The sequence below is a fragment of the Methylomonas albis genome (assembly GCF_014850955.1).
GTDB lineage: Bacteria > Pseudomonadota > Gammaproteobacteria > Methylococcales > Methylomonadaceae > Methylomonas > Methylomonas albis.
On record NZ_JACXSS010000001.1, the window covers coordinates 4,279,839 to 4,293,596 of the forward strand.

3 protein-coding genes are annotated in these 13,758 nt (G+C 55.8%); all 3 read left to right on the top strand.

Features of this window, described 5'->3' with window-relative positions:
* Positions 1 to 1,566 precede the first annotated feature (1,566 nt).
* The 3 genes from EBA_RS19525 to EBA_RS25035 all read left to right on the top strand — a co-directional run bounded on the left by EBA_RS19525 (position 1,567) and on the right by EBA_RS25035 (position 13,756).
* A complete protein-coding gene (locus tag EBA_RS19525; protein ID WP_192376261.1) occupies positions 1,567 to 12,267 on the top strand; it encodes a type I polyketide synthase in 10,701 nt (3,566 codons plus the stop codon).
* Positions 12,264 to 13,091, top strand: coding sequence for a thioesterase II family protein (locus tag EBA_RS19530; protein ID WP_192376262.1), 828 nt, complete (start codon positions 12,264 to 12,266; stop codon positions 13,089 to 13,091). The genes EBA_RS19525 and EBA_RS19530 overlap by 4 nt, the downstream gene beginning before the upstream one ends.
* Before the next feature lie 77 nt (positions 13,092 to 13,168).
* Entirely contained in the window at positions 13,169 to 13,756 is a 588-nt protein-coding gene (locus EBA_RS25035) for an MbtH family protein (protein ID WP_192376263.1), read from the top strand.
* The last annotated feature ends 2 nt before the right edge of the window (positions 13,757 to 13,758 follow it).

Below are 13,758 nucleotides of genomic sequence, written 5' to 3' on the forward strand. Positions count from 1 at the left end.
ATACAGCATAAAATGCAAATGCCAGAAATAAAACTATAACTTTTAATCCGAAACCTAATGGTTTGCGTAGATAAGGTCGCAACGACAATTGAGACTATCGACCGAAAGGACGAAATTTTGACCGCCTAGCTATGCGGCCCGAAAGTTAGCACTGTCGTGACAACCGGCAAAATAACTAAACGTCTGATTTTAATGGGGTGAACGATGGGGCTCGAACCCACGACAACCGGAATCACAATTAGGCCTGCCTTGTATATTTACCAACAATTTAACCAGGCGCCCTGTCAGTATTTGTCGAAATTATGCCTTTGATTTCCAAGAAGTTTCATTTTATTTGTCATCAGAATTTTGAGGCTAAATCAAGCCCTTGACGGGCACCAAAATTAACCAAATCAGAAGTTTTGATCGGTCGCGCAGCATTTTCATATGGTGTTTCCTTTGATGATTGATCAAGGATCTTTGGTAAACAGCACAAAGGAGCCGGCAGTATAGGCTGCTATAAATGAATTCTCAGTCAGGTTCAGCCAAAATTTCCCGAACCGTCTCTAACGTCATCATCAAAGTCATAGCTTGCAAAGGTGACTCCACAAATCCACTCGAGTTAGTTTTATCTCATTTTACGAAGGCGTATCTCCTTGTTACGAATTGGCGAATCTATTGCCCTACGTCTGGAAGTATAAGCTTGCTGACTCTGAATGATTTCGAATTTTCTTTGGTTTCTATCAGACTATCCTCAAGTCTAGACATTCAGCCGCAAGGCCGGCGGTTTTTTCATGGCCGTGAATCGTCAGCATTGCAAAACACTCGCCAAGTCGATGGCACTGCGCAGCCCAATGGCCGATGATTGGACTCAGTGCCGTAACACACACTAGAATTGATGCTATTGAGAGAACCTAAAAACACCTGCCCTATTCAAACATCAGCATCTCTGCTAGTCTAGTCGGCAGACTACAGGGCTATTGATGCCATGATTCGAGCAGGAGGAGACTCTTTTTAAGCGGACTTCCATCCCCAATAATTACGAGAGGACAGACCAATGCCGGACATTTGCCAATTTTGCCGGCGCCAGGCCCCTTTTGACCTGCATATCCTGGTTTCTTCCAGTAAAGATCCTGTAGTCGGCGTGTCATCGCGTCTTCCCCATGCAGCCCGTATACTAATTCGCCCATAACAAGTCGAGTATTGCCACCATGTATAACTGGAATGACTTTACCACCGATTTCAACAAGCCCAGACCCTACCGACTCCCGAGCAAAAGCCCTTTCGATATGCTCGATTCTCCACGGAATTTTGTTTCCGTGCACAGCATTGCCCAAGCTTTGCGGCTAGCTGCGCCGCTCGACATCTGTGGTCCGCTTCAAGTTGCCTCCCTGTTCGGAAGGCCTTGGCCGCGCACACCAGCCGTGAATTTTCGACCATATCCAACTCAAGTAGTCGCCACACCTTACCGCAGCCCGATTAACAAAATGCTTCACAAAAATTCGCGCCATAGCCTGCCGAGCGACTTTTGCCGGAATGGTGCCTTCGACTATGTAGAACAATAACGAATACAGACACGGACTCGCCATGGTAACGGCACTATTGAACGATCCAGCAATCGAGGAATACATGGTCCTCGAACGGAAAACGCAACAAGGCAAATTAGAGCGTGTCGCCTACATCGTGACAACGGAAGCCGACAACTTCGAACAGCTACAACTCCGACTGCACGCACAGGCCGAAGGCCAAATCGCTACATTCGTAGCCGTGGCCTATCTCCCCCTCAACGACGACGGCACAGTAGACGAAACCGCGTTGGCACGGGTACCGGTTTTGTCGGCAGAATTTACCGAGAACGTCACTAAGCGTATCGCCGCATTACCCGACATCGAACGGGCTGCCTGTATTTCGGGGTACTGGCCGGATAAGCCTCGGCATATCCACGTCGGCAAGTTGCTGAAAAACGCCGTGCCAGGCGCCGCGCATCAGTCTCAAGCAAAGACCCCGCTCCAAGCAACCCTGAGCGATGCGCCCGCCGCCATCAGTCACGGACAACCCTTACCGCAACGCGACGGTGCGGCCCAAGTTCTGCAGCAGGTTTTATTTGCAGCCCAAACCGACACGCCCATTATCTATATCGACCATGACGGCAGCGAACGCATTGAAAGCTACGGCTCACTGCTAACGGAAGCCTGCCGAATACTCCACGGCTTACGACGCACCGACCTAAAACCCGGCGATAAAGTCGTTTTCCAGCTTGAACGCAACGACGATATCCTGCCCGCCTTCTGGGGCTGTTTACTGGGCGGTTTTGAGCCTGTTATCGTTCCGGTGCCCGTGAGTTACGATATTGAAAGCCGAGCCCTGGAGCAGCTCCAGCAGGTCTGGAGCCTGTTCGACCAACCGCTAATCTTCACCAACCATGCCCACGGCGCGTCTATTCGGTCATCGTCGCAGACGACAAGTTTCGCCGATGCCAACTGGGTTGCCATCGAAGCGCTACGCGACAATCCGGCGGATATGCAAATCCACACAGCCGCGCCCGACGATGTGGCCTTCTACACGCTGTCGTCCGGCAGCACCGGCATACCCAAAGCCGTCGCGCTAACGCACCGCAACCTGCTGGCACGCGCACGCGGCACCAATATGCTGTGCCGGCATTCAGCCGACGACGTCATTTTAAACTGGTTGCCGTTCGACCATATCGGCAGCATTTCCGAGTGGCATCTACGCTACCTCGATCTCGGCTGCCAACTGGTCTACGCCCCTAAAGATTATGTCCTGGCGCAGCCATTACGCTGGCTTGAGCTCATTCACAGGTATCGCGCCCGCCACAGCTGGGCGCCCAATTTTGCCTACGCATTGGTGACAAATACCCTCAACAACGAACCGCAACGGGACTGGGACTTATCCTGTGTTAAATCGCTACTGACCGCCGGCGAATCCATCACACGCACGACCACCCGAGATTTTTTGGCAAAACTGGCTAACTACGGCCTACAACCGTCAACGCTAGTGGCCGCTTTCGGCATGTCGGAAGTCTGCTCGGGCGTGAACTACCATCAGCCGGCAGCCGGCCAATCCCTTGGTTTTCACCATCTCGACCGAAACTCCCTCAGCGGCGCGGTTCGCCGGGTCGAAGTGGACGACGAACGTTGCGTTTCCTTCGCCAGCCTCGGCCCAGTCATCCCCGGCGTTTCGATGCGCATCGTCGATGACCAACAGCGTGTGCTGCCGGAAGAAACCATCGGTCGATTTCAACTTAAAGGCGAAGTGCTCACACCCGGCTATTACCTCAATCCCGAGGCAAACAAGGTGTTTGGGGCCGACGGTTGGTTCGATACCGGCGACTCCGGCTTTATTTCCGGCGGCGAACTGGTTCTCACCGGACGTGTCGGCGCCGGCATCATCATCAACGGCGCGAATTTCTATAATAACGAGATCGAGGCGGCCGTTGAACAAATCCCCGGAATCGCCGCATCGTTTACCGCAGCTTGCGCGGTCCGGCCACAAGGCTGTGACGAACTGAAATTGGCAATTTTCTTCCATGCCGACTACGAAAATAACGATGCCGTCCTGCTCAAATTATTAAAAACCATCCAGTCGCGACTGATCAAGCGCTTGGGTATCAAAGCGGATTACCTGATTCCGCTCGATTGCAGTGCGATACCCAAAACCGGTATCGGCAAGATCCAGCATAAAAAACTCATTAGCCAATTCCAACAAGGTGATTTTCAGGCCATCCTCGAGCATCTGGATGTATTGACGGCAAACGAACACACCCTGCCGGACCGTTTCCATAAAAAGATTTGGCGACGCAAGCAACAAACGCCGATGAACCGCACAGACAGCGGTGCCAGCCTTATTTTTCTCGACAGGCTTGAACTGGGTTTACGGGTTGCTTCCGAATTAGCTACAGCAGGCATTCAATGCATAGTCGTCAAATCCGGCGAATCTTACGCTCAACTCGGCGCGCTGGAATTCTCGATCCGTCCGAATGATCCGCAACACTATCGGCGATTACTGGAATGGATTAGGACATCGGATATCCGACTCGGCCCCATTCTGAACCTGTTCGATTATGCCTCCGAACCCGCCGAAGCCGGCAATCTATTAGCTCTGGCCCAGGCTCTGTCGGCACTCGGCACCGTCGGACCGCTACGGCTGCTGACGGTTTCCTGCGATACGCACGACGCTATTGGCTATGCGAATGCCGCGCGTTCAGAACTGCTGCATCGCATCGAACAAGCGTTCCCCGCCCTGCGCTGCCTGCAACTGGATTGCCCAACGGATAACCCGCCGACCTATGCGCCGGCTATCGTCAAAGAGTTGCTGGGAACCGCCATCGACAGCGAAATCGCCTATCGCGGGCCACATCGTTGGGTCATGGGCCTACAGCCAATCGATATGGCTACTGCCAGCCAAGCGTTCCCTATCGGCTTGCCTTTCCGGCGTCAAGCCGTCTATATCATTGACAACGGCCTGGAAGGAATCGGACCGCAATTGGCGGAATATCTGCTCAACCGCTACCACGCCCGTCTGCTGCTGCTGGGAAAGACGCCGTTGCTAACGCAATCAGGACTGACAGACAAAGACGCCGACCGCCTTGCCTACTACCAACGACTACGGCAATTGTCCGGCGAATGCATTTATCTAGCCATTGCCGATTTGGATCAGGCCGCATTCCAGCAGACTGTTAGCGCCGCGCTCTCCACTTGGGGTGATCAGTTGGACGGGATCATTCGCCTTGCACACACTTTAGCTGACGGTTCGCTGCTGGAGCTCCCCCCGGAAGCTCTGCAAACCCGGCTGAGCGCTGAATTAATCGGCACGAGCGCTCTCCATCGCATTCTTGAGCAATACCGAGGCAAACTTTTTGTCACCCTGTCGTCGACAGACGGCTGTTTCAACCCCGCCAACCAAAATTTGCCCACCGAATTCGACTCGCGGCCAACGATGACAAACAGTCCGCGTGTTTGCCATATCGGCCTGAGCGACTGGGACCTACTCAACATAGCGAGCTCGCCGAACGAGCAATCAACCGCGACCAGCCTAATGCGCGGCAACCTCAATGCCATCCTGGTTGCACTGCAACTCAACGAAACCCAGATACTCATCGGTCTGGATAACGCCAGCCCGGCTGTTCGCGCAAAAACCCACAGCGGCCCGCCGCAATTGGCTAAAACCAAAATTTATTTCACCGCGCGCCGCTTGATGGCGCCGTCGGGCTTAAACCCGGAACCGCTGACAGACCGCTACGGAACGCCAATCCCCTGCGACTATATTCAATTACACGAACCGGAAAGCGCCGGCGCACAGCAGCTTGAATTGTGGCCGTCGGTAGCCGAATATTTCGTCTACGACGACCTCATTTATTACGCACTGGCCAACGACGAACGTCGAAACCAAAGTTACCGCATCGCGCTACAACGCACGGTTCCCGGCAAAATAGTCCTCGACATCGGCACCGGTAAAGAGGCGATCCTGGCCAGGTTGGCGCTGGAAGCGGGAGCGCGCAAAGTCTACGCCATCGAAATGGGCGACGAAGCATACGCGCAAGCGGTGGCCCACATTCAACAGCTGGGCTTGGAAGACAAAATCACCATCGTCCACGGCGATGCAACCCAAGTCGACCTACCGGAACTGGCCGATATCTGCGTGTCTGAAATCGTCGGCCCGATCGGCGGCTGTGAAGGTGCGGCTGCGCTGATCAACAACGCGCATCGTTTCCTGCGCCCAGGTGGCATTATGATTCCCGGCCGCAGCATTACCAAAATCGCCGCCGCGCGTTTTCCCGATGCTTTGCTGCCGCATCCGGGGTTTTATCAAGTCCCCAGCCGCTATACCGGCAAAATTTTTGACGAGGTGGGCTACCCTTTCGACCTGCGGCTGTGCATTAAAAACTTTCCTCGCGGCAACCTGTTGTCCAACGCGGACATCTTCGAAGACCTGGACTTCAACCGCATCACGCCGTTAGAGGAACAGCATGACATCGAATTAATCATCGATCAGGCGTCGCGCCTCGACGGCTTTTTGGTGTGGCTAAACCTTCACACTATAGAAGGCGAAGTCATCGACATTATTGAGCACGAATACAGTTGGCTACCGGTCTATCTACCGTTATTCCATCCAGGCATCGAGACCAGACCCGGCGACCGCATCGTCGCAACAATAACCCGTAGTCTATGCGACAACGGCCTTAATCCCGACTTCGTGGTCAGCGGTCAATTCCTGTGCGGCAACGGCGAAAGCATTCCCTTCACCTGTACCTCTTACCATAACAAACAGCAGTACCGGCAGCACCCTTTCTATGCCGCGCTGTTTGCCGAAGACCCGCTGGGACGCCGTCCCGGCTGCCGTCCCGGCAATCTCTTACAGTACCTGCCGGAAATGCCGCTGACCGCAGCCGGTGAAATCGACCGCGACCGGCTGGCAAAACTAGCTCAGGGCAGCCGCCCGGAATCGGCCCAACAACTGCCCCCAGGCTCGGATATCGAAATCCGGATCGCAAAAATCTGGCAGGACCTGCTGGAAATCCCGCAAGTCGGCCTCAACGACAATTTCTTTGAATTAGGCGGTCACTCGTTGCTACTGGTGCAGGCACATGCTCGCTTGGTGGAAATCTTCGGCCCACAACTGACTTTGGTCGATTTATTCAAATATCCGACCATCGGCGCGCTGGTAGAACTACTGGCCGATGAAGGACTCAGGGAAACGCCTTCCCAAAGAGGTCAGGAACGCGCGGAAGCGCGCAGCGGCTACAAAGCCGGTCACGGCAGCAGCGAGATTGCCGTCATTGGCATGTCCTGCCGCTTTCCCGGCGCCGACGATTTGGATAGCTTTTGGCACAATCTGGCCGAAGGCGTCGAATCGATCAGCTTCTTCGACGAACTTGAAATTACCGGCACCGGCATCAAACCCTCGGTTGTGCATCATCCCGACTATGTCAAGGCCAGTCCGCTGTTAGCCAACGTGGAAAATTTCGACGCCGGCTTCTTCGGCTACACTGCCCGCGATGCTGAATTGATGGATCCGCAACACCGCTTATTTCTGGAATGCGCGTGGGAAGCTTTCGAGACCGCCGGCTACGATCCTATCGCTTACGAAGGTGTTGCCGGTGTTTATGCCGGCGCAAGCATGAATACCTATTTGCTCAACAACCTCTACCCCAACCGCGACACCCTTGACATCCAGGACGATTTGGAAGTCGCCACGCTGGATTCCATGGGCGGGTTCCTGCTGATGGTGGCTAGCGACAAGGACTATTTGACCACGCGGGTTTCGTACAAACTCAACCTCACAGGTCCCAGCGTTAACGTGCAGACGGCTTGTTCCACCGGCTTGGTGACTATCCATATGGCCTGCCAATCGCTACTGAATGGCGAAGCCGACCTGTTTCTCGCCGGTGGCGCGGCGGTGCAAGTGCCGCAACAATCCGGCCATTTGTTTCAAACCGGCATGATCGTTTCTCCCGACGGCCACTGCCGCTCGTTCGATGCACAAGCCAAAGGCACGGTGTTCGGCAGTGGCGTCGGCGCCGTGCTGCTAAAGAGGATGGACGATGCCCTCCGCGACCGCGACCATATTTACGCCGTGGTCAAAGGTTCCGCCGTCAATAACGACGGCGGCGTGAAAGTCGGCTATATGGCGCCCAGCAGTGAGGGACAGGCCGCAGTCGCGGCGGAAGCCATCGCCATGTCCGGCGTCACGGCGGACAGCATCGGCTTCGTCGAAGCGCACGGTACCGGCACGGAAATGGGCGACCCCATCGAAGTCAACGCGCTGACCCAGGCGTTCCGCGCCCACACCGAAGCCAAGGGCTTTTGCGCACTCGGTTCGGTTAAAACCAATGTCGGCCATTTGCAAATCACTTCGGGAACGGTAGGTTTCATCAAGACGGTACTGGCACTGCAACACAAACTAATCCCGCCCACCCTGCACTTCAACAAAGCCAATCCGGCGATTGATTTCGACAATAGCCCGTTTTACATTAACACCCGCCCGACCCCTTGGAAAACCGCCGGCACCCCGCTACGCGCAGGGGTGAATTCGCTGGGCATAGGTGGAACCAACGCCCATATCATTTTAGAGGAAGCGCCGCCGCCGGCAGCCGTGATCAACGAATTGGAAAGGCCGCGACACTTGCTGATGCTGAGTGCGCGCAGCCAACCGGCCTTGCTAGCGATGGCCGAACGTTACGCGGCGTTTTTCGCCAATAACCCGCGAGTATGTTTGGCTGACGTCTGTTTTACCGCTAACACCGGTCGCAGGGCGTTTGAACATCGCTTGGCGCTGCCAGCCGATGCTGTCGAGCAGTTGCGCGAGGACTTGCAAAACTTCGTCGCCGGGCAGAGTCCTGACCGCGTCATACTGGGACAAACAACTCCCCAGGGCCGAGCCAAAATTGCCTTCCTGTTTACCGGCCAAGGCTCCCAATATCCGGACATGGGTCTGCAGTTATACGGCAGTCAGCCGGTGTTTCGTCAGCAACTCGACCGATGCGCCGAGATTTTGCAGCCCTGGTTGGACCAGCCCTTGTTGGAAATACTCTATCCGGCTGACGACAGCCCGACAGCGCTGGATGAAACCGCCTATGCTCAACCGGCCCTATTCGCGCTCGAATATGCCCTGGCTGCACTGTGGAAATCCTGGGGCATAGAGCCCGACTTTGTCATCGGCCACAGTTTGGGCGAGTATGTCGCGGCCTGTATTGCCGGAGTATTCAGCTTGAACGACGGCCTGAAATTGGTCGCGGAACGTGCCCGCCTGATGCAGGCTTTGCCTAAAGACGGCGAAATGTGGGTGGTCTTCGCCGCCGAAGCGCATCTACGCCCGTTGTTAGCCGCCTACCCGAACGATGTGGCTATCGCCGCTGTAAATGGCCCCGAGAGTGTCGTCATTTCAGGCAAAAAATCAGCCCTCTCCGAGATTGTCGCCCGCTTGGAGCACGACGGCTATAACACCCAGCCGATCAACACCTCGCACGCCTTCCATTCGCCATTGATGCAGCCAATGTTGGCCGATTTTGCCCGTATCGCCGCAGGTATCAGCTATACCGCACCGCAAATTCCGTTGGTTTCCAACCTCACCGGCACCCTGGCCTCCGACGAAATCGCCACGCCCGAATACTGGCGCCGCCATATTCGCCAGCCGGTAAAATTCATGGCCGGCGTGCAGAGCCTAAGCCAACACGGCTGCGAAATCTTTATCGAGATCGGTCCGAAACCGACTCTGTTAGGCATGGGCGCGCGCTGCCTTGGTTCTGACCACGCACTCTGGCTACCCAGTTTGCGGCCAGGGGAAACCGCTTGGCAGACGCTGCTTAACAGTCTGGGCCAATTATCCGTTTGCGGCCCGGTAGACTGGAAAGGCTTCGACCAGGCTTATCAACGCCGACGCTTGCCGCTACCGACTTACCCATTTCAGCGCCGCCGCCACTGGCTGGATCGGCCCGCCGCCCTGACAACGGCCGTTCGCAGCAACGACTCCAGCCAGCCATTGCTCGGTCATAAATTGCAGTTACCGACCGTGCAAGCGACAATCTACGAAAATCGCTTCAGCGCGGAAACCCTGCCCTTTTTACTGGATCACCGAGTTTACGATGAAATCGTGGTATCCGGAGCCTGCCATGTCGCCATGATGCTGAACGCCGCCACGGAAAGCTTCGGCAACAGTGCCTATGTGCTGAAAGATGTCTTTTTCCCGGAACCGCTGATTATTCCCGGCGGACAAACCCGTAGCGTGCAGGTGATAGTAACGCCGACCACAGACAGCAACGCCACGCTGCAACTGATCAGCTTTGCCGCCACCGCCGCAGCGGAACAAGCCAGCGTCGCCACCCACGCGGAAGGCACGTTTGCCCCAGCCGTTGCTCACTCGCCCGGCAAATCTTTTCCAAGCCTTTGGGAGCGTTGCGGCGAATCCCTCTCAACCGAGGTCTTTTACCAAGCCCAAGCTGATCGTCATATCCATCTGGGACCGAGCTATCGCTGGCTGGAATCCATCAAACTCGGGAATCGGGAAAGCATCTGCCGGCTGCGTAAACCGCAATCGCTGGGAGGCCTGGATCCTAAACAACTGCATCCGGGATTATTGGATGCTTGCTTCGGTTTGCTACTGGCCACCGGCATCCTGGCGGAAGACGAAACTTGGTTACCGTTCGCTATTGAGGAAATACGCGTCTTCCGGACGCCGGACGATAGCCCGCTATGGGGACATTTGGTGTTGCGCGCCGCCGATGCCGCGAAACGGGTGATTGCCGACGCCGCACTGTGCGACGCCTCGGGACAGGTGTTGATCGAATTCATCGGTCTGGAAGCGCGAGCCGCCAATCTCAAGGCCATCCAGCGCTACTTGCCGAGCCGGGCCGATAGGCTGTTGTACCGCAGCGCTTGGCTGCCGTTAGCAGCCAGCCAGCCAGCGGTCGACATAGCGGGACAATGGTTAATTTTTGCGGATCGTCGGGAAACCGCCCGGAAATTGGCGCAACAGCTGACTGATCGCGGCGACCGTTGCGTACTGGTGACGCCGGGTTCGGTCTATGGCATGGTCGGGCCAAACCATTATTGCGTCAACCCTGAACAAGCCGAGGATTTTGCAAAATTATTGCAAGATAGCGTTGGAACCGAGGGTCGTTTCCAAGGCATCGTGCATTTATGGAGTCAAGACGAACCCCAAGTCGAGGACAGTCAATGGCTAGCCCACAACCAAAGCCTCGCTTGCGCCAGTGTGCTGCACTTGGTTCAGGCTTTGGTTCGCGCCGGATGGCCAAACGGCACACATTTGTGGTTGGTCAGCCGTGGCAGTCAAGCCGTCGGCAACGAAACGGGCAATCGGCAAATTCAGCAAGCGCCGTTGTGGGGCTTGGGCTTGGTCGTGGCGCTGGAACACCCGGAATTCGCTTGCACCCTGATAGACCTGGATCCGGCGATACCACCTACCGATACCGACGATCTACTGGCCAGTCTGCAGCCGGACGATGGCGAATCCAGAATCGCTTGGCGGCAAGGTGTACGATACGTTGCCCGCCTCATCCGCCAAGCGGCTCCCGCCGGCAAGCGCCCATCGCTGGTGCGGGGCGATGCCAGTTATCTGATTACCGGCGGCACCGGCAGCTTGGGACTCAGCACAGCCGCCTGGTTGGTAGCGCAAGGCGCCAGACACCTGTTATTGACCAGCCGCGGCGAAGCCGCCAAGGAAGCCTTGGAAGCCGTAAGCCGCATGAAACAGGCCGGCGCTCAAGTGCTTTTGATGCGAGCGGATGTATCGGATATGCAAGCGCTGACCGAAGTATTCCACAAAATCGACACCGCCCTCCCGCCCCTGCGCGGCGTGATGCACTGCGCCGGCAGCATTGAGGACGGCATGCTTGCCGAGCAAAGTTGGCAACGCTTTAAACAAGTGTTACCCGCGAAAATCCAAGGCGCCTGGCATCTCCATCAACTCAGCCGGACACTGCCATTGGATTTTTTCGTGTTGTTTTCATCCGCCGCCTCAGTGTTAGGCAACCAGGGGCAAGGCAATTATGCCGCCGCCAACACTTTCCTGGACGGTTTAGCCCATTATCGACAACAGCAGGGATTGGCGGCTACCAGTATTAACTGGGGACCGTGGGACAGCATAGGCATCGCCGCATCGGACGCCGGCATTGCCAAGCATATGGGCCGCTTGGGCTTCACAGGCATTCAACCCGATATCGGCATATTGGCTTTGGAACAAATCCTGGCGAGCACCGGTAACATCGCACAAATCAGCGTAATCGATTGGGATTGGCAAAAATATCTCGCCCAACTCAATACGCCGCCGCATTTCTTCTCGGAACTCAGCAAAACCGCCCCAACGGCAATAAAGGAAAGCGGCGCCTCCACGGCGGATATATTGCTGGAACTGCGGCATGCATCGCCGGAAGCTCGCAAGCAGCTACTTGGCAATTTGGTGCACGACACGGTACGGCAGACGCTGGGTATACACGAATCGCTGCATTTGGATGCTGCCAAGCCCCTGGCCGACCAGGGCTTGGACTCCTTGATGGCGGTACAGATGCGAAATGTGCTGGGCCGTCACTTGCAGCAGGCCTTGCCGGTCAGTCTGGCGTTTAACTACCCTACCGTAAACGACATTACGCACTACGTAGAAGAATTGATGGACGCCGCGCTAATCTCGCTTACGCAACCTAGCCGCGGCGAACCACCCGAACCCGCGCCGCGCGACGATTCCGCCAGCTTTAACGCGCAGTCGCTACTGGCAGACCTAGACAAGCTCCTTGACGAACCGAGTCTGAACTCATGAGAACAGAAAATTTAGATTCAGCCTTTTGCCCCCGCCAACCCGCCACCGCAGTAGCGAAAGCGCATGTGCCCATCAAGTTTAACGACTGGATAACCTGTCCAAACCCAAAGCCTGCGGCACAGTTAAGGCTGTTTTGTTTACCGTTTGCCGGAGGCGGAGCTTCGATCTACAGAACCTGGGGAAAAGGCCTATCGCCGGCGATTGAGGTTTGCCCGATACAGTTGCCCGGACGGGAAAACCGCTTTCGCGAGCCGGCACATACCGCTGCCCTGCCTTTGGCCGAGCTTCTTGCGGATCAGATTCAACGGTATGCCGAGAAACCGTTCATGTTGTTCGGCCATAGCATGGGGGCCTTGCTGGCGTTTGAACTAACCAAAATCCTGCAACGCCAAAACGCACCGTTGCCGCTGACGCTGTTTCTTTCCGCTCACCGTGCCGCACATTTGCCGGCACGTCGAGCGCCAATGCACGCATTGCCTGACCAGGAATTCATCGAAAAACTCCGCCGTTTCGGCGGCTTTCCGGACGAGATTCTCGAACATCAGGATCTGCTGGACTTTTTACTGCCGACACTGCGAGCCGATCTGACCTTGTGCGACTTCTACGACTATGTCCCCGATACGCCGCTGAATTGTCCACTACAATTGTATGCTGGTCGCCAAGACACGGAAGTTTCGCCCGAAGACGTTGAAGCCTGGAGCGAACACACCACGCAGAGCGCCAATCTCCATGTATTTCCGGGAGGACATTTCTTTCTACGCTCGGATGCCGACGCGCTGATGCAGGCAATCAGCACGGCATCAAGCCGGTTTGTAGTGCTTTGAGCGCGTCGTGCCTGGCTTACATAACGGCTAAGACGGTCATCCATTCCCTAACCTCTATATCATTCTAAGAGACACCCATGCAACACGATGAACAGGAAGACCAAACCCTTTACAAAGTGGTAGTGAATCATGAGGAGCAGTACTCCATCTGGCCTGCCGAGCGCGAACTTCCCCTAGGTTGGAATGATGTCGGCTTTAGCGGCCTGAAAGCCGAATGCTTGGAACATATCGAGAAAGTATGGGTGGATATGCGCCCCCTCAGCCTGCGCAAACAGATGGAAGAGGCCGCTCGCAATCCACCACCGCCAAGCGAAGCCATACCAACCGAAGACAGCGGCGAGGACGACTTGGTGGCGCGACTGGCTGACGGTCCCCAGCCTGTTGAGCTAGGCCTGCGCCCTGAAAAATCCATCGCCGCCCTGCAGGGATGCCTGGATCGGGGATTCGTGCATATCGTCTTCCCGCAAACTCAGGGCGGAACCGAGCTTGGTATCAAACTGGATCGGGACGATAGCGACCTTAGCCAGGCCAATTTTGAAACTCAGACCGGTAAAATTCGCTTGGTTGGCGGTTTAACCCTCAATTACACCAAAGTCCGCTGCATAGCCGATGTCGATCTGGCAACTTTCGGCGGACAGGGGCATCTTGAAATTATTGCCGGATAGCG

Excerpts from the sequence above, each read along its gene's own strand:
- EBA_RS19525 (WP_192376261.1), top strand. The coding sequence starts at position 1,567 with ATGGTAACGGCACTATTGAACGATCCAGCAATCGAGGAATACATGGTC.
- EBA_RS19530 (WP_192376262.1), top strand. The coding sequence starts at position 12,264 with ATGAGAACAGAAAATTTAGATTCAGCCTTTTGCCCCCGCCAACCCGCC.
- EBA_RS25035 (WP_192376263.1), top strand. The coding sequence starts at position 13,169 with ATGCAACACGATGAACAGGAAGACCAAACCCTTTACAAAGTGGTAGTG.